25 protein-coding genes are annotated in these 24,418 nt (G+C 40.6%); 18 read left to right on the forward strand and 7 right to left on the reverse strand.

From position 1 onward, the window contains the following. Positions 1-45: 45 nt before the first annotated feature. Positions 46-921: a hypothetical protein gene (locus KF820_05085; protein MBX3457716.1), complete on the reverse strand. Its 876-nt coding sequence runs from the start codon at positions 919-921 to the stop codon at positions 46-48. Positions 922-996: 75 nt separating this feature from the next. Here KF820_05085 and rsmG point away from each other — a divergent pair, with 75 nt between their 5' ends. The 7 genes from rsmG to KF820_05120 all read left to right on the forward strand — a co-directional run bounded on the left by rsmG (position 997) and on the right by KF820_05120 (position 6,689). After that, entirely contained in the window at positions 997-1,608 is a 612-nt protein-coding gene (rsmG, locus tag KF820_05090) for a 16S rRNA (guanine(527)-N(7))-methyltransferase RsmG (protein MBX3457717.1), read from the forward strand. Between the two features lie 6 nt (positions 1,609-1,614). After that, positions 1,615-2,409: a ParA family protein gene (locus tag KF820_05095; protein ID MBX3457718.1), complete on the forward strand. Its 795-nt coding sequence runs from the start codon at positions 1,615-1,617 to the stop codon at positions 2,407-2,409. After that, on the forward strand, positions 2,381-3,253 hold the full coding sequence (locus KF820_05100; protein MBX3457719.1) for a ParB/RepB/Spo0J family partition protein: 873 nt from the start codon (positions 2,381-2,383) through the stop codon (positions 3,251-3,253). Before KF820_05095 ends, KF820_05100 begins: the two co-directional genes overlap by 29 nt. Next, positions 3,246-3,689 carry a 3-dehydroquinate dehydratase gene (locus KF820_05105; protein MBX3457720.1) on the forward strand — a complete coding sequence of 148 codons (444 nt, stop codon included), beginning with the start codon at positions 3,246-3,248 and terminating at the stop codon, positions 3,687-3,689. The genes KF820_05100 and KF820_05105 overlap by 8 nt, the downstream gene beginning before the upstream one ends. Next, entirely contained in the window at positions 3,686-4,138 is a 453-nt protein-coding gene (gene accB, locus KF820_05110; protein ID MBX3457721.1) for an acetyl-CoA carboxylase biotin carboxyl carrier protein, read from the forward strand. The genes KF820_05105 and accB overlap by 4 nt, the downstream gene beginning before the upstream one ends. Positions 4,139-4,151: 13 nt before the next feature. After that, positions 4,152-5,510 (forward strand): acetyl-CoA carboxylase biotin carboxylase subunit, encoded by a 1,359-nt coding sequence (accC, locus tag KF820_05115; protein MBX3457722.1) that lies wholly within the window; start codon positions 4,152-4,154, stop codon positions 5,508-5,510. A gap of 123 nt (positions 5,511-5,633) precedes the next feature. Continuing rightward, on the forward strand, positions 5,634-6,689 hold the full coding sequence (locus tag KF820_05120) for a low specificity L-threonine aldolase (protein ID MBX3457723.1): 1,056 nt from the start codon (positions 5,634-5,636) through the stop codon (positions 6,687-6,689). A 10-nt stretch (positions 6,690-6,699) separates the two neighbouring features. Here the strand turns inward: KF820_05120 and pyk are convergent, their stop codons facing one another. The 6 genes from pyk to ykgO form a co-directional block, all read right to left on the reverse strand. Further along, complete coding sequence (gene pyk / locus KF820_05125) at positions 6,700-8,133, reverse strand: pyruvate kinase (GenBank protein ID MBX3457724.1); 1,434 nt, start codon at positions 8,131-8,133, stop codon at positions 6,700-6,702. A 63-nt stretch (positions 8,134-8,196) separates the two neighbouring features. After that, on the reverse strand, positions 8,197-9,648 hold the full coding sequence (locus KF820_05130) for a Tad domain-containing protein (GenBank protein ID MBX3457725.1): 1,452 nt from the start codon (positions 9,646-9,648) through the stop codon (positions 8,197-8,199). Then, a complete protein-coding gene (locus KF820_05135) occupies positions 9,629-10,192 on the reverse strand; it encodes a pilus assembly protein (protein MBX3457726.1) in 564 nt (187 codons plus the stop codon). Before KF820_05135 ends, KF820_05130 begins: the two co-directional genes overlap by 20 nt. Before the next feature lies 1 nt (position 10,193). Next, on the reverse strand, positions 10,194-10,751 hold the full coding sequence (locus tag KF820_05140; GenBank protein MBX3457727.1) for a pilus assembly protein: 558 nt from the start codon (positions 10,749-10,751) through the stop codon (positions 10,194-10,196). Between the two features lie 22 nt (positions 10,752-10,773). Further along, the gene (locus KF820_05145) at positions 10,774-10,956 is read right to left on the reverse strand and encodes a Flp family type IVb pilin (GenBank protein MBX3457728.1); all 183 of its coding nucleotides are present in this window, start codon (positions 10,954-10,956) and stop codon (positions 10,774-10,776) included. A 219-nt stretch (positions 10,957-11,175) separates the two neighbouring features. Continuing rightward, entirely contained in the window at positions 11,176-11,301 is a 126-nt protein-coding gene (ykgO, locus tag KF820_05150; GenBank protein ID MBX3457729.1) for a type B 50S ribosomal protein L36, read from the reverse strand. Positions 11,302-11,495: 194 nt separating this feature from the next. Here ykgO and KF820_05155 point away from each other — a divergent pair, with 194 nt between their 5' ends. The 11 genes from KF820_05155 (at position 11,496) to KF820_05205 (ending at position 24,365) form a co-directional block, all read left to right on the forward strand. Further along, complete coding sequence (locus KF820_05155) at positions 11,496-11,915, forward strand: DUF2750 domain-containing protein (protein ID MBX3457730.1); 420 nt, start codon at positions 11,496-11,498, stop codon at positions 11,913-11,915. A 150-nt stretch (positions 11,916-12,065) separates the two neighbouring features. Next, positions 12,066-13,889: a translational GTPase TypA gene (gene typA, locus KF820_05160; GenBank protein ID MBX3457731.1), complete on the forward strand. Its 1,824-nt coding sequence runs from the start codon at positions 12,066-12,068 to the stop codon at positions 13,887-13,889. Beyond that, positions 13,889-14,821 (forward strand): mitochondrial fission ELM1 family protein, encoded by a 933-nt coding sequence (locus tag KF820_05165; protein MBX3457732.1) that lies wholly within the window; start codon positions 13,889-13,891, stop codon positions 14,819-14,821. The genes typA and KF820_05165 overlap by 1 nt, the downstream gene beginning before the upstream one ends. Next, positions 14,812-15,552 carry a hypothetical protein gene (locus KF820_05170; GenBank protein ID MBX3457733.1) on the forward strand — a complete coding sequence of 247 codons (741 nt, stop codon included), beginning with the start codon at positions 14,812-14,814 and terminating at the stop codon, positions 15,550-15,552. The genes KF820_05165 and KF820_05170 overlap by 10 nt, the downstream gene beginning before the upstream one ends. A gap of 45 nt (positions 15,553-15,597) precedes the next feature. Next, positions 15,598-16,515, forward strand: coding sequence for an aspartyl/asparaginyl beta-hydroxylase domain-containing protein (locus KF820_05175; protein ID MBX3457734.1), 918 nt, complete (start codon positions 15,598-15,600; stop codon positions 16,513-16,515). 62 nt (positions 16,516-16,577) lie between these two features. Next, on the forward strand, positions 16,578-16,991 hold the full coding sequence (locus KF820_05180) for a hypothetical protein (protein MBX3457735.1): 414 nt from the start codon (positions 16,578-16,580) through the stop codon (positions 16,989-16,991). Between the two features lie 76 nt (positions 16,992-17,067). After that, the gene (locus KF820_05185) at positions 17,068-18,027 is read left to right on the forward strand and encodes an arginase (protein MBX3457736.1); all 960 of its coding nucleotides are present in this window, start codon (positions 17,068-17,070) and stop codon (positions 18,025-18,027) included. Next, positions 18,024-19,226, forward strand: coding sequence for an ornithine--oxo-acid transaminase (gene rocD, locus KF820_05190; protein ID MBX3457737.1), 1,203 nt, complete (start codon positions 18,024-18,026; stop codon positions 19,224-19,226). Before KF820_05185 ends, rocD begins: the two co-directional genes overlap by 4 nt. A gap of 77 nt (positions 19,227-19,303) precedes the next feature. Further along, entirely contained in the window at positions 19,304-20,962 is a 1,659-nt protein-coding gene (locus KF820_05195; protein MBX3457738.1) for an ATP-binding cassette domain-containing protein, read from the forward strand. Then, positions 20,959-23,031: an ABC transporter ATP-binding protein gene (locus tag KF820_05200; protein MBX3457739.1), complete on the forward strand. Its 2,073-nt coding sequence runs from the start codon at positions 20,959-20,961 to the stop codon at positions 23,029-23,031. Before KF820_05195 ends, KF820_05200 begins: the two co-directional genes overlap by 4 nt. Next, positions 23,028-24,365, forward strand: coding sequence for an HlyD family efflux transporter periplasmic adaptor subunit (locus tag KF820_05205; protein MBX3457740.1), 1,338 nt, complete (start codon positions 23,028-23,030; stop codon positions 24,363-24,365). The genes KF820_05200 and KF820_05205 overlap by 4 nt, the downstream gene beginning before the upstream one ends. The last annotated feature ends 53 nt before the right edge of the window (positions 24,366-24,418 follow it).

A 24,418-nucleotide genomic window follows, 5' to 3' on the forward strand; every position in this document is an offset into this window, starting at 1 on the left:
AGTTATCATTCTTAGATTATCTAAGCCTCATTCTTAAGTAAATATTTATCTATGTAAAAGACTTGATAAGCCATGGGCGACACTATTTAATTTTGAATGTTGTCTTTGATTAGGTGGATATCCTGCCATTGGTTGCCCATATGGAGGGGTGGGATATTGCCCGTAATGTGGTTGCTGATAGCCCATTCCTGTTTGTATTCCATAAGGGTGTGGTTGATATCTGGTCGGGACCATACCTGATGTAGTCATTGCGTTAGGTCCGCATCCATAACTTTTATGTATTACTCTGACGCCAGACATGCTTTCAATTCTTTGCACGAGCTGATTCCACTCTTGTTGGCATTGTGCTGGTGGTTTTCCGACACAATTGAATCGTTCTGTTGCTGTTCTTCCTTGCGCCATATGCGGATTGAGGTGACTTGCTTGATTATGTTGAGAGGATGCCCCCATGGCCCCTATTGCTGCAAAAGCAGCGCCTATCCCTGATAATGCTGCACTTCCGCCAGTGCTTACTTGAGCTGCGGGTGGTGGTGTTGTGGTAGCGGGCGTGCTTTGGGTTGTTGGCGTGGGGTTTTGGGTGCGGGATAATGTAGGTGTTTGTTCTCTTGGTTTCTGTTGTTGTATTGGGGGGGCTATTTGTGTTCTAACAATCTGGGCATTTGTGCTGATACTCGATGATGGATCTCTATCAATTAGTGCTTTTTGCTGTTGATATGGTATTAATGCCGTATTGCTTGTACTTGGGATTGGTTGTGCTTGGTTTGTTTGGGCTGCCATTGTTTTGGGTTCTTCTGAGGGTGTTGTCTCTGACTTTGTTCCAATATTTGGCCAATAGCCCCCCCATGGGAGCTGTAGTGTATTCGCATAAGATGAACATATTGATAGTATTGTCGCCACAAGCAGCAAAAGAAAATTTTTCATTGCAAGTACCCTAGTGTATTATCTAATATAAGTATTGCACTTAAATATAAATATTTTATTAAAAATGGTTTTTTTATGAGTATTATTCCAGAACGTATCTTTGATTTTGTTTCACGTGAAACAGAGGATAAATTTGAGCAGTACCGAATTTTGCTGGAGTCGTGGAATCGAAATACATCGCTTGTGCAAATCGGGACAATTGACCAATTTTATATTAGACATATTCTTGATTCGTTACAGTTAATTCCACATCTTCCTGTTCATCACAAGATGATTGATTTGGGAACCGGGGCCGGATTTCCTGGGATGGTTTTATCAATTGCCGGGATCGATAACATTACGTTGTGTGATTCAAATCAAAGAAAGATTGTTTTTCTAAAGGAATTGGCTAGAATTATTGATGTGGATGTTTGTGCAATGAGTTGCAGGATAGAAGATATTCGTCAGTGTGATTATGATGTAGTTCTGTCCAGGGCTTGCTCAGATCTTACCGCTCTGCTTGAACAAACATTGCATGTTTCACGTGAAACAGAAAAAACAGTGACTGGTATTTTTCTTAAGGGGCGAATTGTCGATGAAGAGATTAAAGTTGCTTGCCAACAATATGATTTTAATTATGAGAAAATTGATAGCATTACAAGTGATGACGGTGTTATACTAAAAGTATATAACATTCGGAAGTTATGATCATATATGGCACATACAATAGCAATAGCAAATCAAAAAGGTGGTGTTGGTAAGACAACAACAACCATTAACCTTGCAACGGCATTAGCGGCAGCAGGAAAGAGGGTTTTGATTATTGATTTGGACCCGCAGGCGAATGCCTCAACAGGATTGGGATTATCAAAACAAAATAGAGTTATTAGTATCTATGGGCTAATTATCGGAGAATATACTCTGGCTCAAGCATTGATCAAGACGTCAATACCGGGGTTGTCAATAATACCATCGACGATAGATTTACTGGGGGCTGAGGTAGAGCTTGTTGATATGCAAGACCGCGAGCGGCGGCTTAAAGATATTTTGTCACCATATGCGACGATGTTTGATTATATTCTTATCGATTGTCCTCCTTCTATGGGGTTGTTATCTCTTAATTCGTTGGTTGCTGCAGATAGTGTGCTCATTCCCCTTCAATGTGAGTATTATGCGCTTGAGGGCTTGAGTTATCTTCTGGGGTCAATCCAAAAAATAAAAAAGAGCTTAAACCCAAATTTAGATCTGTATGGTGTTGTTTTAACGATGTTCGACAAGAGGAGCTCGCTTTGTCAAATGGTGGCAACTGATGTGCGACAATATTTGAAGGATAAAGTTTTTGAGACAGTAATACCGAGGAATACGAAAGTATCAGAAGCACCGTCACATGGAAAACCGGTTCTGATTTATGACTTTAAGTCACCCGGGTCACAGGCCTATATGTCATTAGCTAAAGAAATACTATTGAGGGATAGAGAACATGACAGTTACAGAATTAAAGCGTCCTAATAAACCAAGTCTTGGTAGAGGCCTTTCTGCGTTATTAGGTGAGTCTATCTATGAGCAGAGCGAGGATGCAGTTTCCAATCTTGATATGGACATTCATCTCATTCGACCGGGTAAGTATCAACCCCGTCGACGTTTTGATGATGAACAATTAGCATCGCTCATAGACTCTGTCAAAACAAAGGGGATAATTCAGCCCCTCGTGATCCGTCCGATAGAGCTTGATGGACGACAAGTATATGAAATTATAGCGGGTGAGCGTCGTTGGCGTGCAGCACGAACTCTTGGTTTGGCGACAGTACCGGTTGTTATTAAGAACTTTGACGATAAAGAAGCTCTTGAGACTGCGATTATTGAAAATATCCAACGTGATGATCTAACGCCAATCGAAGAAGCCGAAGCTTATCAACGGTTAATGTCTGAATTTAATTATACCCAAGAAGAACTCGCACGGTCTATTGGTAAGAGTCGAAGTCATGTGGCCAATATGTTACGATTGATGAATTTACCTGAAAATATCAAAGAATTAATTAATGAAGGTAAAATATCTGCCGGTCATGCTAGAACCCTCATTAAAGCGCCCAACATGGAAGAAATGGTTGAGGAAATATTAACAGGCGGAATGAATGTCCGAGAGGCAGAAAAGCTTGCTAAGCAGAAGAGAATGCAAGTTGACCCGAGTGACCATGAGATTCAAACTCAAGGTTTAGAGACACAGTTAACACAGATGCTTGGCCTGCGGTGTCTGCTTAAAATTAATAGAAGTGGCGGAACATTAACCATTCATTTTAATTCCTATGAAGAAATTGACGATTTGATGAGTAAACTCAGGATGGCTCATGCCTAAGATATGGGTCATTAATGGGCCAAACCTTAATTTGCTTGGGCAAAGAGGTAATCTATATGGGGATAATAGTTACAATCAACTTGTTCAGACATTAACTGATTATGCAGCGTCATCAAGTGTTGAATTAATCTGTTTGCAGTCAAATAGTGAAGGCCAGCTTATCGATTGGGTTCAAGATGCTCGCCATAAAGCAGACGGGCTTATTATTAATGCCGGTGGGTATAGTCATACTTCTGTGGCACTTCATGATGCATTAGAACTTCTTGACAAACAAAAGATAGAAGTCCATATAACTAATATATATAATCGAGAAAGCTTCCGTCAAAAATCCTTAACCAGTCTGGTTGTAAATGCAGTTATTGCAGGATTCGGCCAAAAAGGGTATATTTTGGCTTTAGAGCATATGATAACAACGCTAAAGGCACAGAACAAATGACCGATAAATTTTCCATTGAAAAGGATGCGATTCGCGCCCTTGCAGACATCCTTGTTGAAACTGATTTAACTGAAATTGAATATGAAAACGAAGGGCATCGTATTCGTGTCGCACGTAATACAAATATGAATACGACAGTTGCTCTTGCGCCTCAGGTAGCAACGCATGCCCCTGTTCAGACAAAATCCGAGCCTGCCCCTGCAAAACAATCGTCTGAGAATGCCTTAAAATCACCAATGGTTGGTACAGTTTATGTGGCTAATGAGCCAGGAGCTGCTTCCTTTGTTTCAGTCGGTGATACTGTATCTCAGGGCCAAACGTTGCTTATTATCGAAGCGATGAAGGTTATGAACCCTATTAAGTCACCACGAGCCGGTAAAATTGCGGCGATTATGGTGAAAGACGGTCAGCCAGTTGAATTTGGCGAACCACTCTTAGTTATTGAATAAAAAGAAGAATACAATGACGCAAAAGCCATTTTTTGATAAAATTCTGATTGCTAATCGCGGTGAAATTGCCCTAAGAATTCTAAGAGCATGCCGTGAAATGGGCATAAAAACCGTTGCTATTCATTCAATCGCTGATGCTGATTCGATGCACGTTCGTCTTGCCGATGAGAGCGTTTGCATAGGTCCGGCTCCATCGAAAGATAGCTATCTTAATATGGCAGCTATTTTAAGTGCTGCAGACATAACAGGCGCGGATGCTATCCACCCTGGCGTTGGGTTTTTGTCAGAGAATGCTACATTTGCACGTATGGTTGAAGAACACGGAAAAGTTTTTATTGGCCCGACACCCGAGCATATCGAAATGATGGGCGATAAAATTACCGCTAAGAAAACAATGATTGATCTTGGTGTTCCAGTTGTCCCAGGTTCAGATGGTGGGATTCATGATGAAAATGATGCTGTAGAAACTGCATTAAAAATAGGATTTCCTGTCCTTATTAAAGCAACCAGTGGTGGTGGTGGAAAGGGGATGAAAGTTGCTCATTCTGCAGAAGAAGTTCCTCAGGCATTTAAATTAGCTCGTGCCGAGGCAAAAGCAAACTTTGGCAATGACGAAGTTTATATGGAGCGTTATCTTGGCCAACCTCGTCACATTGAAGTCCAAGTTCTTGCTGATCAATATGGTAATGCTATAAACCTTGGTGAACGTGACTGTTCGATTCAACGTCGTCACCAAAAGATTTGGGAAGAAGCACCGTCACCTGCTCTGAATGATGAAATCCGTGCAAAATTAGGGCAAGTCGTCAATAAAGCCATTGCTAAAATGGGATATCGGGGTGTTGGTACACTTGAGTTTTTGTACGAAAACGGCGAATTTTTCTTTATGGAAATGAACACGCGTATTCAAGTTGAACACCCAATTACTGAACTTGTTACAGGTGTTGATCTGGTTAAGGAGCAAATTAAAGTTGCAGCAGGTCAACAGCTTGGGTTGACTCAAGAGGATATCAAAATTAATGGCCACGCCATTGAGTGTCGAATCAACGCTGAAAATGCTGAGACATTTATCCCGTCTCCGGGGGAAATTACCCGTTACCACGCCCCTGGTGGTTGGGGTGTTCGCGTTGATAGTCATATGTATCAAGGTTATCGCGTTCCCCCTCATTATGACAGTCTAGTTGCAAAACTTGTTGTCTATGGTCATGATCGGTCTGAGTGTATTAGTCGTGTTGAAAGTGCTTTGCGTGAGTATGTTATTGATGGGATTGATACAATTATCCCGCTTCATCAAAAATTAGCCAAACAGACGGATATAATTTCCGGAGACTATGATATTCATTGGCTCGAGAAAAAACTGAAGGCAAGTGATTAATATAGAAAGTCAAAAGCAACCTAAACACGAGGTTGCTTTTTTCCTTTACTTATTTATGGAGTCAATATTAATCTAAAACCTTCAACAGTTTAAGAAATAAAAATAAAACTGAAGGCACATAAAATGAATTTTACCAGTGATAATGTTGCACCTGCGCATCCTAAAATTTTAGAAGCGATCTTGATAGCTAATCAAGGTTACGAGCCTGCTTATGGCGTTGATAGCTATAGTCATGAATTGCAAAAAAGATTGTCAGATGTTTTTGAAAAAGAAGTGTCCGTCTTTTTAACAAATACAGGAACCGCTTCTAACTGTTTAGCTCTTTCATCCATGGTGAGACCCTATGAAGCTATTTACTGCCATAAAGAAGCCCATATAGCAACTGATGAAGGGAATGCACCTGAGTTCTTTACCAGTGGTGCTAAACTTGTTCTTTGTGATGGAAAGAATGGTAAAATAGATCCTCTTTTCTTGGAAAGTAAAATCAGTGAAGCCATTGGTAAGAAGGCTTTAGCGCCAAAGCCAGGTTGCATAAGCGTTACTCAATCCACCGAGTCAGGTACAGTTTATACAATTGATGAACTCAGCGCTATTTCTCAAGTTGCGCGTCATTATAATTTACCTGTTCATATGGATGGTGCCCGGTTCGCCAATAGTCTTGTGAGTTTAAACTGTTCACCTGCTGAATTAACATGGAAGCAAGGGATTGATATTCTTAGTTTTGGGGCAACTAAAAATGGAACAGTTTGTGCTGAAGCTGTTGTTATTTTTAACCCGAAAATGGCAGAGAATTTTGAATATCTTCATAAAAGAGCTGGGCAAACTTTATCCAAAGCTCGTTTTTTCTCGTGTCAAATCCTTGAATACTTAAAAGATGATTTATGGCTCAAAAATGCTTCTCAGGCGAATACGATGGCTCAAAAACTTGCTCATATCTTGACAAAGAATCATGTCAAAATTCTGTATCCAGTTGATGCAAACGAAATATTTTTTACGATATCTTCTGACGTCGAAACACAGCTGCGTAATCAGGGATGCAAGTTTTACAAGTGGCATCCTACTGAGAATGTGTATCGATTTGTGACATCTTTCTATACAACAGATCGAGATATCTATAACTTTGATTTATGTTTACAATCTGTATCGAGCATACTCCAAACAGATGTAAATGCAGCTTAAGTTAATTGCCTTATCGATCTTTATAATCTGAATCAATTTCAAGGATACGCATGATATTTGTCCCGCTGCGTTGGCCAAAAGGAACCCCTGCAAGGATAATAACACGATCACCTTTTTCAACAACTTTATTAAGCACAAGTTTATCGCTCGCTTTTTTGACCATTTCAGCTAGACTTGCGATGGGGTCACACATGATGGGAAGGGTTCCCCAATATAAGCTCATCATCCGAGCTATTCTTCGATTTGGGGTTAAGGCAACAACAGGTGATTTTGGTCGCTCACGCGTTTCACGCAATGTTGAATTTCCTGTTTCAGTAAATGTAACAATCGCTTTGATGGGGATCGTCTGGGCGACTTGACGCGCAGCAGATGTCATTGCATCGTAAGTATTGGCACGAACTGATGGTTTATAAATTTGCACCATATTGAGATAAAAGGGATCGTGCTCGACTTGTTTAATGATGCGATTCATCATGGAAACAGATTCTTGAGGAAAATGACCGCTTGCTGACTCAGCAGATAACATAACGGCGTCAACACCATCATAGATTGCTGTTGCCACGTCAGAGGCTTCAGCGCGAGTTGGAGACGGGTTCTGGATCATAGAATCAAGCATTTGTGTTGCAACGATAACGGGTTTACCGGCTTCGCGACATTCGCGAATGATGGTTTTTTGGGCAGTTGGGACTTCTTCTGGGGCCATCTCAACACCCAGATCACCACGTGCTACCATAACAGCGTCAGATAAACCAATAATTTCTATTAAATGTTCCATTGCTTTGGGTTTCTCAATTTTACTGATTAGTTTTGCTTGATTGTTAATCAGTTCACGTGCTTCCAAAACATCTTCTGGGCGTTGTACGAAAGAAATTGCCACCCAATCAACACCCAGTTCAAGGGCAAACTTTAAATCTTTCCGATCTTTTTCAGTAATTGCTGAAATAGGGATTGTCACTCCTGGTATATTGACACCTTTGCGGTTAGAGAGTTTCCCGCCAATAATAACTTTAGTGATGATTTGATGTTCCGATGTAGATTCAACCTTTAATCGAATTTTGCCATCATCGAGCAATAATTCTGTTCCGGGTTGTGCTGCCTCATAAAGCTCGGGATGGGGCAGATTAACCCGGATATGATTACCAAAATCAGTATTTGTGTCGAGAATAAAAAGTTCGCCTTGCTTTAAGTCAATACTGCCATCTTTGAATTGCCCAATCCTGAGTTTCGGGCCTTGAAGATCTGCCAATATGGCAATAGGGCTTTGAATTTTTTCTTCGATCGAGCGAATAATATCATACGTATTTCGATGTTGTTCATGGCTACCATGGGAGAAGTTTAGTCGGAAGACGTCGACACCCGTTTCATGGAGTGCAAGAATCTGATCATATGTTTGACTAGACGGACCTAATGTTGCAACAATTTTTGCTTTTCTGTGACGGAGCATAGGAAGACCTTCATCGGAACTATATCTAACTATACCTTTAATTCTCTTAACGTCAAATACCGACTATTTGATAATGGCAATTTTTTTCAGTTGATTGGCGATGGTTGAGAAATGATCATATAATTCTTGAGATGTATCTGCTTGATAGGCCCATTCAGGTTTTGTCGCACAATTTCGATAAAGTGTTTTAGCGTTATTGCTAGATACCTGAAAAGTCACTGTAAAAATCTGAATTCCTGATTGTTTTATGCGTGTACATAAATTTGATACACGAGTATCAATTAATGAGTCGACAGCATTTACAGAAGTTACCCCCAGTGTATTCACGCGTGTACGATTAAACAAGCTAACCGTTGACGCCTCCATGGCATAGGCAATCGGGTCGCCCAAAGGATTATATCCGGGTTGATCTGTCCAGTTGTTTTCGCCGTCTGTTACAATAACGATTGATTTTAACGTATTTGTATTATTGTTGGTTGGCTGTATAGGACCATCCCATAAACCTGTCCATCGTGGTGATATCGTATTCCATCCCCAAACAAGGCCTAAGTTACCAAATGTTCCGGCGCCGTATCGAATATTATCAAGAGTAAATGTATTAATTTTGTTGATGAGAGTTTGTTTGACATTCGTCAAGGGAACTAAAGATGACGGACAGGATCGATTCGGCCCAACATTAATACCGGGTACTGCTTGGTAAACACGAAGAGTACCGTTTGAATACGTTCCCCAGTCATTATCTCGAGGCGTCCCATAGCTTGCATTGCGTGTGGATTCAGCAAAATAGACCGGCCATTTTCTTGTCGAGCTGGGCGGGGTATCCGTATCCATGGTTGTCCCTGTATCTACGGCTCCAACACATCCTTCCCACTTATCGTTTGAGGGGAAAGCGCTTAGTTTACTTGGGTTGGATAACCAACTTGTGTGTTGAGAACCAATGTTAACAGCAGCGATATAAGGGACAATAGACAAAGCGATGTTTGATAGCGTTGCGTTTCCCTCAAAAATTGTATTCACAAGTTGTGTTGCCGCATTGCGGAGACCATCAATTTTACCGTTTTGTGCCATGGACCCCGTGACATCTAAGACTAATGCGATTTGACTGCTGACTAATTCCCGGCGAACGCGCGAGAAACATTGAACTTTAAGCGTGTTTTTGCCAAGCAATTCCGAGAAAAATAGAGGGGCAGGGCCTTGGGCGGAAACATCCACATAGGAATTATCTGATGCTAGTGTAACAGTTGGGGTAACACTAACACCGTTTAATCCATTTTTATAGTTCGCATAAAAAACTTTAGTGGCATTGGTTGTTGCATCTGCTGCGTTGTAACGAACGGCTGCAATGGATGCGGCATCACAGGCATAAGCAAGTTCTGTGTTAATCAATGAAATTCGAGTCAGATCGACGACCATGGCCGCAAGGACAAGAATAGGTAATAGACATATGGCGAACAACGGCATAACAGCTGCCGATTCTTTTTTTAGTCTTAGATGTTTATCCAGCCAGTAAATCATTCATATCTCCTGATCTTGGGACAAAAACAGCTGTTTTATAGATTGATTTGATAGGGAGGTAATTTTTAAAAATTAAGGGCGAGTATTGGTAAAATACTTCAGTTACAACAATACTTTGATCTTGAATAACCGTAATATCTCCCGGCAAATTTTGGGGCGATGTACCAACGGATCCGATGAGGCTAACGCCGCTATTTTTGCTTTGTTGCCATCCGATAACCATGTCGCTTGCTTTTGTGCTTTGTTTCTTATTGTGAACTTGGGAAACAACCATTTTACCGTTGAGAGAAAAATTAAAAGGATTTGTAATATTATCTGCTGTGTTCATTAGTCCAATTAAGGCAGATTGTGTTAGATTTTGTCGCGTAATGGCGTCTGTTATCACACCTGCCATGCGTGTTAATTTTGAATGCAGTAATATGTACATCCCCATCTCAAAAATAAGGGCAACAAGCATGATTAAAATAGGAAGGACGAAAGCGGTTTCGACGATTGCTGCGCCATCGTCGTTATGAAATTTTTTGTTAAATGAATGAATTTTCATCTCAAAAATCCTCATTCATAACAGGGGTAATACCGTGTAACGTTAATTTTGACTGTGTACCAAAGATAGGGAAAATAGTGTCCCATTGATAACTGATATCATACTCAACAACTTGTCCTGATAAACCAAAAGATCCTGAAATACCTTGATCAGCATCCCACACACCATTGCCGTTAACATCTGTAAAAGGTTCGCTTGGATCGCGAATGCCGTTATTATTGGTATCTGTAAAGGGTTCTGGCGAACCGATTCCATCTAAACTCGGATAAGCTTTAACGGAAATGTTGAGTTTAGCCGGGTTTAAAAACCCGCCTGAGTATCGTCGTACAACTTCTTGAGCTTTTGCGCGAATTGCTTGTTCTCGTGTCATGCCGGTATCGGCTGCGCCCGTGATGCCGACTCGCGATGCTTCTCTGGCTGCGGAATCTAGCGCATTCTGGATCAGAAGGACTAGGCCAATCTGGAATGTTGCAAACAGAACAAGAATGAATAATGGTGCCACTATTGCAAATTCAACAATAGTGGAGCCATCATCCTTTCGGTAATTGGTCTTTAACATTGAATTGCACAAGTATTAAAGGTTAGCCACCACTACCACCGCCAGTTGTGATCAAACCAGCAATATTTTCAAAGACACCGGCAATGTTGCCACCCAATGTTGTTACGGCGCCAATGGCAACCGCTGCAATTAATGCAACCAAAATACCATATTCAGCCAAAGACGCGCCATTTTCTTGCTTTAGAAAATTAACAATTTTATCCATAACTACCTCCTAACAGTATGCAAGAACACACCCTGCACATAACTATATAGTTCAATTGTAGGAAAAGTGTATTAATAAAAAGTAAAAATAAAATTTTATTATTTATTTTTTATTATAATGGATTTTTATGATCAGAAAGGGATGTGATTTTTTAACTATTGTTATAATATCGACATAAAAAAAGCGGTACTCAGACCACTTTTTTTGATTTAGCTTTAATTAGCCCTGACGAGCTTTGAAGCGTGGGTTTTGTTTGTTGATGACGTATGTGCGACCACGACGACGAACAACTTTACAACCTTTGTGACGCTCTTTTAGAGTCTTAATTGAATTAGCAATTTTCATTTTCGAAAACCTTCGTAATTATAATTACCTTTAGATATATCCTTACCTCTTTATAAAGTCAAGATTTTTCTATCAAAGCTGATAAATGAAATCAAAGGGTTGTCTTTTGCGGTTTACCTATATAAAAACCCCTTGTTTAATTTTAAGAATAAGCGCATCCTTGACTAAGCAAATTTTTAGCATAGGAAATAATTATGACGGATCAAGATTTAGAAAAAGAATTTAATGGCCGTGCCTTGAAATTTATTCAGGAAGCTGCTGCTACTGAAAAAGTTTACGTCCTTGTTCAAGACAAGATGTGTGTTCAAACGGAATCTCTTGAATTCACCCGCGATGATGATGAGCCAATGGACACTATTCCCCTATGGACAGAAAGCTATAAGGAAAATGCCGTCACATGGGCTGAAGATTACGCAACTCTTGAGGAAATGCCCGTATCCTACTTGATTGAAGAATTTCTTCCAGAAGTTGAAGAAGGATATTGCAGTATTGGTTTAAACTGGGATCAAGATGGTATTGGTCGTGAACTTCCCCCATTTAATCTTGTGCAACTTCTTGTTAAGCAAGTCAAAGAGGGTAAAGTCACCGAAGCTGACCTTGACGTCGAAGAGTAAAATGGTATTCTCCCCTATTTTTGGGGAGAATTCTTTATTTGTATTTCTAGAAATAATCCAAAAAGCAAAAACTTTAACTTGTTGAGTTTTTTCACAATCTCTATATACTCAATGTATATTTTTTATATAAACAATTAATTAGAGTATCTTATGACATCGATTCGCAATATTGCTATTATCGCCCACGTTGACCATGGTAAAACCACACTGGTTGACAGTATGCTTAAACAAAGCGGTACTTTCCGCCAGAATCAGCAAGTTGCTGAACGAGTTATGGACTCGAATGATCTTGAAAAAGAACGTGGAATTACCATCCTTGCCAAGTGTACGTCCCTTGAATGGAAAGGGAACCGTATTAACATCGTGGACACACCGGGGCACGCGGATTTTGGTGGTGAAGTTGAACGGATTTTAAGTATGGTTGACGGGGTCGTTGTTCTTGTTGACGCTGCCGAAGGTCCCATGCCTCAGACAAAATTCGTCCTAACAAAGGCTCTTAAACTGGGGCTTCGTCCTATTGTTTTGATTAACAAAATCGACCGTCAAGATGCTCGTGCTGATGAAGTTCTTGATGAAGTATTCGAACTTTTCCTCGCGCTTGAGGCGGATGAAAAACAACTAGACTTCCCGATCATGTATGCCTCTGGCCGTAGCGGATGGGCTGTTAAGGAACTGAATGACGAACGTAAAGATATCGGACCGTTGTTTGATTTGATTCTGGATCATGTTCCAGAAGCTGCTGGTGATAAAGAAGCTCCGTTTTCAATGCTTGTAACAACCCGTGAATATGATAACTTTTTGGGTCGTGTTTTGACAGGCCGCGTTAAAACTGGTCGCGTCAAACTGAACACAGCCGTCCGCGTTTTAAACCGTGATGGCGATGTGGTTGAAACCGGCCGTATTACAAAACTCTTGTCTTTCCGTGGATTAGAACGTCTTCCAATCGAGGAAGCCGAAGCAGGGGATATTATTGCGATTGCCGGTCTTGAAAAAGCAACCGTAGCTGACACCGTTGCTGTGCCGGAAGTTAACACACCAATCGAAGCCCAACCAATTGATCCGCCAACCTTGGCCATGACGTTTTCTGTTAATGACTCGCCCCTTGCAGGTCGTGAAGGAGCAAAACTAACCTCTCGTGTTATTCGCGATCGTTTGATGAAAGAAGCCGAAGGAAACGTTGCCATCCGTATCACAGAAACAGAAGAAAAAGATGCCTTTGAAGTTGCCGGTCGTGGTGAGTTACAATTGGGTGTTTTAATTGAAACCATGCGCCGTGAAGGATTTGAGCTTTCTATCAGCCGTCCCCGCGTTCTGTACCGCAATGACGAGGTAACAGGCGAACGTCTGGAGCCAATCGAAGAAGTTCAGATTGACGTTGACGAAGAATACAGTGGTACAGTTGTTGATGCCATGAACCAACGTAAATCTGAAATGACGGATATGCGTCCGTCCGGTGGTGGAAAAGTCCGTATTACATTCCATGCACCATCTCGTGGTTTGATCGGATATCACGGTCAATTCCTAACCGATACACGCGGAACGGGGATCATGAGCCGTGTGTTCCACAGCTATGGCCCATATCGCGGTCCTATTGATGGTCGTCACACCGGTGTGTTGATTTCCATGGGCAATGGTGAAGCGGTTTCTTACTCATTGAATACACTTGAAGAACGCGGAATTTTGTTTGTTGGACCAGGTGCCCAAGTTTACGAAGGTATGATCATTGGTGAAAACAGCCGAGATAACGACTTGGAAGTTAACCCGCTCAAAGCAAAACAGCTAACCAACTTCCGTGCTTCAGGTAAAGATGATGCAATTCGTCTAACACCACCAAAAATCATGACCTTGGAACAAGCGATTTCGTACATTCAAGATGACGAACGTGTTGAAGTTACACCAAAGAATATTCGTATTCGCAAAGCTATTTTGTGTCCGCATGAACGCAAAAAAGCAGACAGAAAGAAGGATGCTTAATGACAACCTGCTGGGTGATTTCCGATGGAAGCGCTGGCATGATCAATCAAGCTTGGGGACTTGCTGAGTCTCTTGGCTTTGAGGTGACTCTCAGAAAGATCAAGCTGCGCCAACCATGGGAGTCCCTAGCACCTTATTTTCGCTGTGGATTGAATTTTTGTCTATCATCAACCAGCGATTCTTTGAATGCTCCGTATCCAGACATTGTTTTTGCCTCAGGGCGCCGAGCTACTCTACCGGCTTTATTGATTAAGCAAAAATCCCCTTCGACTAAAATTGTCTATTTTCAGAATCCAAAAATTTCATCGGAACATTTCGATGCGGTTATTTGCCCAGAACATGATAATTATATAGGGGCAAACGTGATTACAACATTGGGGGCAACTCATCGCATCACCGATGAAAAATTAAAAATAGCAGCCCAACACTTTGCTTATTTAAATCCCGATCACAGACCTGTCTTATCTGTTATCATTGGTGGTCCCAATAAAAATTACTCAATGCCAGATGATTTTGCTGAACGTTTAAGCCATGACCTCAACCAATTGCTGAATCAAGGCTGGCGAATATTAATTACTTTGTCTCGTCGTACGCCCTTAACCATTGCAGAAAAATTAAAACAACTTCCTGATTCGATTTATATTTGGGATGGAAAGGGGAATAATCCTTATTTTGGATTGCTTGGATTAGCGAATGTCCTATTAGTTACCTGCGACAGCATTAGTATGATCTCTGAAGCTTGTGCTACCTCGGCTCAAGTTTATCTTTATAAATTGGATGGCACCTATCCTAAATTTGACCATTTTCACACAAGTGTTATAAATTCCGGTCGCGCTGAATGGTGGACAGGAAACATAATATCTGGTGACGTAATCCCCCTGACTGTCACTCAGGATACAGCAACAAAGCTAAAGGAGCTTTTATGCTTTTAACAGCACTATGCTTAAGCCTTTGTCTGGCTAGCCCAGAGCCCTCATTCCAACCTCCATTTGTGCCCGATCACTTGAATGAAAAGGAAAGATCCCGAGAGCACACGTTATTGACTATTGCTGTATATAAATCATCGTTTTTACCGGTTAATGCTCCGCTCAGTCTTTGGGATTCCATGTATTTAGAGGCAAATCCAAAACTCAAGCAAGCAATTGATGAATTCAATACGGGTAAACGGGGACAAGCCTTAAAAAAGATTGATGTTCATACAACTAAAGACCGACTTCACAAGCAATTATTAGACCTTGGTTTTGTTTGGACTGAGGTCCCGTTAACAGCCGGAAAAAAACGTTATTGGACAGTTACCGGGGACAAAACAAAAGATAAAAATGCTAAAAATCTTGTTATGATGCAGATCTATGTTCATCAAGACGGTAGTATGGTTCGTATAAAATCTCTTGGTATACCTGATAAAAGCGGTAAATACCCCCAACGACTGCCTCAGATTTTGTTGGGTGTCCTTTTGGATATATCGTCTCAATCCCCTAACGATTATGATACATCCTATGACAATGAGGCATTTAAAGTCACAGTAGAGGGGAATCCTGTTCCTAAGTCGCCTTCACCCAAATTCGGGATTAAAATTCCGGATTATCCTGGTTTTTCCCCATCTGTTCTGAAGAAAGTGCCCGATATCTTGATGGGAATGGTTCATATTTCTCTTGAGAATTAATTAGACGCTCCTTATTCTAAAATAATTATAATATAAGGGCCTATTATGTTTGCGATCACATCTCCTGTGAAATTTGTTAGTTTTATCCTATTTCTACTTTCTGGATTGTTTGTTCATTTTCGGGGAAGAGTCAGATATAAACCAATTCGCCAACTAACGGACCATTCGACCTTTATGGCTCCTATTAATGTTTTGGTTTACCTTTTTTCAAAATCACCCAGTACGCCCTATCTTAATAGACGGGATTTTCCCCAACTGGATCTCTTCAAAGAAAACTGGCATATCATAAAAGAGGAAGCGCAAAATTTGCTCTCAGAGGGCGGTATTAAAGCCTCTACAAAACGGGATGATATTGGTTTCAACTCGTTTTTCAAGCGAGGATGGAAACGATATTATCTAAAATGGTATGCCGGGAACTTACCATCTGCTGAACAAACCTGTCCGAAAACATTGGCTTTAATTGCTCAGGTGCCCTCTATTAATGCTGCTATGTTTACGTATCTTCCTGCGGGCAGTAAACTGGGGCTTCATCGCGATCCGTATGCGGGATCTTTGCGATATCATTTGGGACTCATTACACCGAATGATGATCGTTGTTTTATTGACGTCGACGGAGAACGTTATTCTTGGCGGGATGGTGAAGATGTCATGTTTGATGAAACCTATTTGCATCAGGCAGAAAACAATACAGATGTTGATCGCTTAATTTTCTTTTGCGATGTGGCGCGTCCTATGAAAAATCAAGTTGCTGATTCGATAAACAAATTTTTTGGTCGCTACTGTATGACGGCAGCGGCGGCTCAAAATGTTGAAACAGACCCGATTGGACTCCTCAATCGCACATTCAAATATATCTTTATGATTCATACATCGACACGCGGTCTAAAACGGAATTATCCGCGACTACACTTTGTCTTAAAGGGCTTATTATTTGGCGGTCTTGCCTATTTTGTATTTTTCTAAAATTATTTGTGGATGTTTAATACTCACTTATGCTACAAGCAAAAGAAAAAAGGAGGTTAAGCATGAAAGTATTACTATCATTTATACTTATTATTATTTCTGGTGTTGCCCAAGATTGGGACGGCCAGCCGCAATATGAGCACAGAACCTCCCAATACACGCAGCCCCTTGAAAATACGCAACAACCAACAGAACAATATTCTTTGTTATCCAAATCTGTTCCCTTTATTTTTGTTGGTGTTGCCACGCCCCTTTTGGCATATGTTGGTGTCAAAGCAGGAAGTTCTCTTTGGTTTCAGTCAACAGGATTAGCGCAAACAATTAATACCGCACTATCAAGTTTTGTTTCTTTTTACCCCAATGCACCACGCAATATCTTTGCTTTGCTTCTCTCATGGGGTGTTTGCTCAACTTTTGGCTTTATCAAGGCATCTAATTTACACCTTAGTCTATCCTTTTCAAAAGACAATCGTTAACTTTCCTGACATGTCCTAGACTTTCACTAGTCCATCCCCTAGACTTGAATTATGAGAAATTTGTGGAGGGGCTAAAATGTCACGCCATCGTACCCTCATTAGTGTATCAAGTGGCTGGGGCGCATCAAACATGGGAACCGGAGCAGGGGCGCTGTGCTTGTGCCATAGTGTGAATCCGCTGCTGCGTACTCACAAAAGATTTGATGAAACTTTCTTTCAGAAATCCTATCAAATTCAAGCCCATCCGATGGGGATACCAACCCCTAAATTATCGTTTAGCTACCCGAATAGCAAAACTCGATTTGAAAATGTACTTGATACTATTCAGCAAACTTATGACTATGTTAGTCGGACACTTAAAAATCAATCTTTTCCTTTTGTTTTAGGGGGGGATCATTCCATTGCCGTTGGGACCTGGTCTGCTGTTAAAACTCATATTAATCAAGACTTCGGATTGATTTGGCTTGATGCGCATTTAGATGCTCATACGCCTCAAACATCGCCATCGCAGGCCAGACATGGTATGCCCTTAGCGGCACTTATGGGGTATGGTGACTCTGAATTAGTCACTTTGGGATCTGAGCTTCCTAAATTAAAACCTGAAAATCTTGTCATTATTGGTGCTCGGAGTTTTGAGGACGGCGAACATGACCTTCTAAAAAGACTCAAAGTTCGCGTTATGTATAGCGATGAAGTCAGCGTACGTGGGTTTGAAGCTTGTTTCAATGAAGCATTAGCAATTGCCACTGCGAATAATAAACCTTTTGGTATTTCTTTTGATATTGATGGATTTGATGCTTCTCTTGTCCCGGGTACTGGAACCCCTGAACCAAATGGGTTTGATGAGGAAAGCGTTTTGAAATCCATGGTTAATATTCTTAATCACGACAAGCTTGTTGCTTTTGAGCTTGTTGAATATAACCCAGCTCTTGATCAGGATAACAAAACCCTGAAACTTATCTGGAAACTTGTCTCGACTTTAGAAGGAGCTCAACAATGGATAACCTCGCAACCACAAAAAACTCACAGCCTATGACAACAAAAAATTATATGGATATAGAAGATCGTTGGGGAGCCCATAATTATAAACCAATCCCTGTTGTCCTCAATCGTGGTGAAGGGGTTTGGCTTTGGGATGTTGAGGGGAGAAAATATCTGGATATGATGTCGGCTTATTCTGCGGTGAGTCATGGCCATTCAAATCCACGTATTGTTGCAGCGATGATTGAGCAAGTCAATAAGCTTGCTATGTGCTCACGTGCTTATCATAATGATGTCATGCCTCGTTTTTTGGAAAAAGTCTGTCAAATGACGGGTATGGACATGATGTTGCCGATGAATACCGGGGCTGAAGCTGTTGAAACCGCAATCAAGGCTGTTCGTCGTTGGGGGTACCGAGTCAAAGGAATTCCTGAAAACCAAGCTGAGATTATTGTTACCTCACAAAATTTCCATGGGCGCACCATCGGCATTATCAGTTTTTCATCTGAGGCTGATTACAAGTCAGGGTTCGGGCCTTTCTTGCCAGGGTTCAAGGCTGTGCCATTTGGGGATGCCGAGGCTATTGAAAAAGCGATCACGCCCAATACCTGTGCCGTTATTACCGAACCCATTCAAGGGGAGGCTGGGATTATTGTTCCGCCAAAAGGTTGGTTGAGTCAAGTTCATGATATTTGCCGTAAAAATAACGTTATGCTTGTTGTTGACGAAGTTCAAAGTGGTTTGGGCAGAACGGGTAAAGTTTTAGCGTGTGAGCATGAAAATGTTAGTCCGGATGCGGTTATTTTGGGTAAGGCTTTGGGCGGTGGGTTATTCCCGGTATCAGGTGTTGCAGGCAAAAGACATTTGATGAGTGTTTTTGACCCGGGGAGTCATGGTTCAACTTTTGGTGGTAATCCTTTGGGCGCAGCTATTGCTCTTAAGGCACTTGAACTCCTTGAAAGTGATCATATGTGTGAGCGTAGTGTGGAAATGGGTGCCTATTTAATGAAAGAACTTAGAGCCATTGATAGTAAAATGGTCAAGGATGTTCGGGGAATTGGCCTGTGGATCGGTCTTGATATTGACCCAACAGTCACTTCTGCGCGACAAGTTTGTGAAAGTTTGGCAAAGCTTGGTGTTTTGTCCAAGGAGACTCATGAAACCGTTGTTAGGTTAGCTCCCCCCCTTGTTATTACTCGCGAAGAACTAGACTGGGGTTTGCAACGGATTAGACAAGTTCTGACTAATTCTTAAGATTATCACAAGAACTTTGACCCCAGAGGAAACTCAGGATATTCTGTAATAAAGAAATATCCTGTGGTTTTGTACTGATGCAAGAACTCGATTCTGCCCAAAAATTGACATGGTGGCGATCCGATTTGATTGTTGCAACGATTGCCTATAATTTTACTCTTGGCCTTGGTCTGTTAGTTGTCATTCATATTTTGGCAAATGGGTTGGACCTATTTGTTTTATCGGAAGCGATCGTATTGGTTGGGCTTTTTTGTGGTGTTGTGATATTAAACGCATTTTTGTACAGGTCGCGACAGAAAATTATAAATTGGGTTGAGCGAAGAAACTTCTTACAAAGGGCATATGCTTCCTTTTTAAAACCACGGGATTTTCCTATTAAGGATAGCATTTATGCAGGCACCCTGTCTGATAGTCAGCGCATGTTTGCTCGTTCCCTTTTAATCGATCTGATCAGAATTCCGGTTATTACAATTTTTGTAGCACTCATTTCAACAGAATTAGCTTCTGTGATGAGTATTATGATGTTGGTCTTGGTTGTTCTGATGCTGTACCAAGGGAGCAAGATGCGTCATGTTTTTCAAGATCATCAGGAACAAGCTAAACAAATAGATACGATTCAGCGGGAGTGTCTGCGGAATTACCAAACAATTAAGTTATTGGGTATGGAAAATCTTATCCTTCGTCGATATGAAGGGCATTGCTATAATAAGGGATTCAATGTTAATAGTTCAACGTTATTAGGATTAACAATCCAAGATGCGTATTTGATTTGGCAAACAATTTTCTTGATTTCAGTCATAATGTTCTTGGGCAGAGCGTATGCTCAAGCTCATTTAGCGCTCGATCAGGTTATTTTAGTTTTATTGATGATGGCATGTCTTTTGCCTCCCTTACAGACAGTGTTAAATCATTGGAGCGATATTATCAGCTATTATGTATCGGATGCACGGCAGGTTCTGACTAAAATAAAGAAAAGAACATCCGTAGAGGATGTTCATATTGATGGTTCAGTGACACTTCAAGATATCAGCTTTGCGTATCCGAATTTAAAAAGTTCAGTCCTAGTGTCAGCAAATTTGATAATTCATCCAAAAACATTAGTGACAATTTACGGCCAAAGTGGGTCTGGTAAAACAACACTTGCTAAATTGATTAAGCATGACCTTAGCCCGGATAGCGGAAGGATTCTATTTGGTGATAAGCGTATTGACGAGGGGACAAAACATTCAATTCAAGACCAAATCGCTTATTTATCTTCTGACCCTCAACTGTATGTAGGGACTATTCTTGAAAACTTAACATCTTTTAGAATCGGCCCATTGATTGAGGAGGCTATTAAGTTATCAGAGAGAATGGGGCTTGACCATTGGGTAAAAACACAACACTTGGGTTATCAAACGCCAATTGTAAATTCCATGGATGTGACCATTCCATCGGGCATTAAACAACGCATAGGGCTGATTCGATGTTTATTGCAAGAACCAAAAATATTGATTTTGGATGAGGCTAACTCCCATCTGGATGATCCGGGCGATTTAGCTTTAAAAACCATTTTGACCGAAATGAAAGAAGGAATGACCATCATCTTTATTACGCATAGGCCAAGTTTTAAGAAAGTAGCCGATGACTCGTATGATCTTATTAATGGACAGCTATTACCAAGTATGAATGTCGAAAGTCAAACTGAGCACGTCTTTCAAACATCGTGTGTAAGTTATGCTGCAGGTGAGATATGATAAAAAGTCAATTTAACTATATTAATTGTCTTAAACCGTTGCTGCGTATTTTGGGCTGGAAGGGGAGTTCTCGGGATGTTTTTGAGGCTGTCCCTTATGATATTAATGAGATTGATCTTATTGATTTAAAGAATATCTTTGTTGATCTTGGCTATACGTGTTACCACAAATCTATTGCATTAAATCACTTAAGCCGGAGTTTCTTGCCAACACTTTTTATCAATGAGCAAGCGGGTATCTATTGGGTTATTTATGAAAAGACCGAACGTGATTATCTTTATATTGATTGTACAACGGGACAAAAATCTGCTGTTTCTGTTAAAAAGAAAATCAAGGGAATACGGTATAACTTTATCAAGGATGTGACGCCCAAGCAAAAATCTAAAGCATGGTTGAGTGATATAGCAAAAAGACTTGGGGGTGATCTGAAGCGTCCGCTTGTTCTTTCGTCCTTAATTGCAATTATGGCTTTGGTTCCGCTCTTTATTCTGCAGATGATTATGTCGAACCATTTGTTTCATCAGGATACACTGATTATTCTATCGATTATCGGTTGTCTTGGCGGAGTTGTTTTGTCAATTTATAGCTTGTCGTGGGTAAAAAACAAAACGTTGGCGTATCTATCGGCACGTCTGAGTATTCTTAGTAACCGAGAGAGTTTACATCATTTACTGTACTTGAGTGTGGATGATCGCCATAATCTTGTCTCTCAAGTTGAGTTGAGTCATTTAAAACAAATTGATCTGATGCAAGATAAACTTGCACGGTTTATACGGCATGTGGTTAGTGATGTACCGATGGTTATTATTCCTCTCATGGTGCTATGGGTTGTTAACATCGTACAGGCTTTAAGTATTACAACGGCCTTAATTTTTTCCTATTTCTACCTAAGGTATAAAGCGAATCAGATGAAATCGGAGCTTCAAACACTCGGTCAAGTTGAACAGGTGTATGATCAGTTTATGCAAGACGCGGCAGTGATTAAAGATGAGATAAAAGATACATCGACGTCTCGGTTATGGATGGATCGTTTGAAAATCTGTCTGTCTGATTATCTGCAGGCGCACAAGGTATCATTTAACACCCTAGGGGCAATGCAAGTTAGAATTAGCCTTATTCTGGGGCTATTCTATTTAGGGGGACTCCTTCTGGCGTATAAACTTAATAGTCTGAGTGGCTATGGTATCGCCAATTTACTTGTATCTTCTGCTCTTGTTTATTTTGTTCTTAATAATGCTTATGAATTAACTTATCTTATAGGGGACTTTTTTCAGCTTAAGCATTTAATCGATAACAGTGAAGCCTGGCTTAAAACTGTTGGTGAAACAAAGGATTCTATGAGAACCCGTCACTCTTATCAAGGAACAATAGGTGTTTCAAATATCTCATTTACTTACCCCGAACAAAACCACATTGCTTTACAGTCCGTAACTCTCAATATTAATTCAGGTGACGTTGTTGCTATTGTTGGGCATAATGCTTCTGGCAAATCAACATTAATTAAATTGCTGATGGGGCTATACGAACCATCGCAGGGCAATATAACGTTTGATGGTATAGATTTGCGGGATATCGACATTCACTATCACCGTCAATCTATTGGTTATGTGTCGAGTCAGGTTGATCTATTTACGGTGTCAATTGCTCAGAATTTAAGGTTGGCTCAGCCTGATATTACGGAGCGAGAAATTATCTCTGTTTTGGATCAATTGGATGCTCTTGTCGCGATTGAACAACTGCCTGAAGGCATTCATACAATTTTGACGCCTGAGTTGCAAAAAACGTTGCCATCTGCATTGCTTCAGAAAATAAATTTGGCTAGAGCTTTTGTGCGGGATAGTAAAATTCTTATTTTTGATGAACCGACGGGGCATTTGGATATGAAGGCTGATATGGTTTTTAAAAATTTGATTCAAAAAATGAAGAGACAAAAAACAATCCTTATTGTTACGCATCGCCCGAGTATCGTAAACCTTGCAGATCAAGTTTTAGTTTTAAATAATGGTATTATGCGTTTATTTGGCCCTAAAAATCACGTTCTTAAACTTCTCTCAGGAAATGCGGCATGACACAGACAGCTCAGAAAACAACTTTACCTTCATCAACATTGTCTGAAATTAATGAGAAAATGCCGGCTTTAAAGCAGTCGATTATTCTGGAAGAAACGCGTGCACCACGTCAGGCTCAATGGGCAATTATCGTGTCAGCGATATTGATATGCTGTTCTCTTGTCGCTATTATTCTTACGCCTTATGAGCATTCAATTACGTCAACAGGGACAATTGCAACAACGAACAAAGTTCATGCTATTCGCCCTTTGTTTTCCGGAACGATTGAGACTATTAATGTTCATAACGGAGATTTAGTTAAGGCAAACGACGTTATTTTAGGATTAGATACACATAAATTAAAGACAGAACTTGAAGCCCTTTTTTTAACAACCCAGAGTCTTCAAGTTGTTGCTGATCGTCTGCGGGCTATTGGCCTCAATCAAGAATTTGATACGGGGAAATATCCTAATGAACTTGAGAAAATGGTCTCAGAGCAAAAAGCGATTTACGAAATGCAATTGCGCAATAAAGAAGATTTGAAATTAGCTTTATCGACGCAACTTGAACAAAAACGTGCGCAGCTTGCCTTAACTTTGGGTCAAGAACATGATTTAAGGCAACAAATGGAAAATGCAGAACAGCAACGAGATGTTGCTAAGAAGTTGTACGAAAAAAAACTAGGAACAGGTACTGATTATCGACGTGCGGAAGCAGCTTTGTCCAAGCTTCGTCAAGAATTAGCAAATCTCATTAACTTATCTCAAGAACACAGACATCAAATCACAGAGCATGAGGGAAAAATTATTGAACTTGAAGCGAAATTAAGAACAGACGCTTTAACTGAAATGACCAATATTTCAAAACAGTTAACCCAACTCCATGAGAAAAAAATTCATCTCGACGATCAGATTAAAGCTATGGATATTAAAGCCCCGATCACAGGAATTATTCAGGGGATAGTGGCCAAGAAAATTGGTGACGACGTATCCGGGGATATGCCAATTGCACAGATTATCCCTTTAGAAAATCTTGAGGCTACAGTATACCTAAAACCACGTGATGCGGCATACGTCAAACAAAACCAATCTGTAACGATCCTTCCGCCTCAAGCACTAGATATGCCACGTCAAGAAATCTGGGGTAAAGTTGTTAATGTTGCTGATGCTCCCCTGAAGACAGAGTCGTCTACCGTTATTCCTGTTACTGTTGCTTTGAATAAATCGTTTTCTGGCTCTGACCCAAAAAACACTGTTTTAGCCCCGGGCACAGATGTGAGCGTTACAATTTTTACAGGACCTTACAGTTTATGGGGTAATCTGGTGAAGCCATTGAGAAAGCGGTTGCAGCAATAAGAGCATGTTCTTTTTTGTTTATATTTGTTAGACTGTTTTCAATTATTAGTACA

This window comes from Candidatus Paracaedibacteraceae bacterium, from assembly GCA_019636055.1.
In the GTDB taxonomy this organism is placed as follows: Bacteria; Pseudomonadota; Alphaproteobacteria; order Paracaedibacterales; family Paracaedibacteraceae; genus Paracaedibacter.

What these genes read in the sequence shown, in the direction of transcription:
- KF820_05085 (MBX3457716.1), bottom strand. Translation starts at nt 921, where the DNA reads ATGAAAAATTTTCTTTTGCTGCTTGTGGCGACAATACTATCAATATGT.
- rsmG (MBX3457717.1), top strand. Translation starts at nt 997, where the DNA reads ATGAGTATTATTCCAGAACGTATCTTTGATTTTGTTTCACGTGAAACA.
- KF820_05095 (MBX3457718.1), top strand. Translation starts at nt 1,615, where the DNA reads ATGGCACATACAATAGCAATAGCAAATCAAAAAGGTGGTGTTGGTAAG.
- KF820_05100 (MBX3457719.1), top strand. Translation starts at nt 2,381, where the DNA reads ATGACAGTTACAGAATTAAAGCGTCCTAATAAACCAAGTCTTGGTAGA.
- KF820_05105 (MBX3457720.1), top strand. Translation starts at nt 3,246, where the DNA reads ATGCCTAAGATATGGGTCATTAATGGGCCAAACCTTAATTTGCTTGGG.
- accB (MBX3457721.1), top strand. Translation starts at nt 3,686, where the DNA reads ATGACCGATAAATTTTCCATTGAAAAGGATGCGATTCGCGCCCTTGCA.
- accC (MBX3457722.1), top strand. Translation starts at nt 4,152, where the DNA reads ATGACGCAAAAGCCATTTTTTGATAAAATTCTGATTGCTAATCGCGGT.
- KF820_05120 (MBX3457723.1), top strand. Translation starts at nt 5,634, where the DNA reads ATGAATTTTACCAGTGATAATGTTGCACCTGCGCATCCTAAAATTTTA.
- pyk (MBX3457724.1), bottom strand. Translation starts at nt 8,133, where the DNA reads ATGCTCCGTCACAGAAAAGCAAAAATTGTTGCAACATTAGGTCCGTCT.
- KF820_05130 (MBX3457725.1), bottom strand. Translation starts at nt 9,648, where the DNA reads ATGATTTACTGGCTGGATAAACATCTAAGACTAAAAAAAGAATCGGCA.
- KF820_05135 (MBX3457726.1), bottom strand. Translation starts at nt 10,192, where the DNA reads ATGAAAATTCATTCATTTAACAAAAAATTTCATAACGACGATGGCGCA.
- KF820_05140 (MBX3457727.1), bottom strand. Translation starts at nt 10,751, where the DNA reads ATGTTAAAGACCAATTACCGAAAGGATGATGGCTCCACTATTGTTGAA.
- KF820_05145 (MBX3457728.1), bottom strand. Translation starts at nt 10,956, where the DNA reads ATGGATAAAATTGTTAATTTTCTAAAGCAAGAAAATGGCGCGTCTTTG.
- ykgO (MBX3457729.1), bottom strand. Translation starts at nt 11,301, where the DNA reads ATGAAAATTGCTAATTCAATTAAGACTCTAAAAGAGCGTCACAAAGGT.
- KF820_05155 (MBX3457730.1), top strand. Translation starts at nt 11,496, where the DNA reads ATGACGGATCAAGATTTAGAAAAAGAATTTAATGGCCGTGCCTTGAAA.
- typA (MBX3457731.1), top strand. Translation starts at nt 12,066, where the DNA reads ATGACATCGATTCGCAATATTGCTATTATCGCCCACGTTGACCATGGT.
- KF820_05165 (MBX3457732.1), top strand. Translation starts at nt 13,889, where the DNA reads ATGACAACCTGCTGGGTGATTTCCGATGGAAGCGCTGGCATGATCAAT.
- KF820_05170 (MBX3457733.1), top strand. Translation starts at nt 14,812, where the DNA reads ATGCTTTTAACAGCACTATGCTTAAGCCTTTGTCTGGCTAGCCCAGAG.
- KF820_05175 (MBX3457734.1), top strand. Translation starts at nt 15,598, where the DNA reads ATGTTTGCGATCACATCTCCTGTGAAATTTGTTAGTTTTATCCTATTT.
- KF820_05180 (MBX3457735.1), top strand. Translation starts at nt 16,578, where the DNA reads ATGAAAGTATTACTATCATTTATACTTATTATTATTTCTGGTGTTGCC.
- KF820_05185 (MBX3457736.1), top strand. Translation starts at nt 17,068, where the DNA reads ATGTCACGCCATCGTACCCTCATTAGTGTATCAAGTGGCTGGGGCGCA.
- rocD (MBX3457737.1), top strand. Translation starts at nt 18,024, where the DNA reads ATGACAACAAAAAATTATATGGATATAGAAGATCGTTGGGGAGCCCAT.
- KF820_05195 (MBX3457738.1), top strand. Translation starts at nt 19,304, where the DNA reads ATGCAAGAACTCGATTCTGCCCAAAAATTGACATGGTGGCGATCCGAT.
- KF820_05200 (MBX3457739.1), top strand. Translation starts at nt 20,959, where the DNA reads ATGATAAAAAGTCAATTTAACTATATTAATTGTCTTAAACCGTTGCTG.
- KF820_05205 (MBX3457740.1), top strand. Translation starts at nt 23,028, where the DNA reads ATGACACAGACAGCTCAGAAAACAACTTTACCTTCATCAACATTGTCT.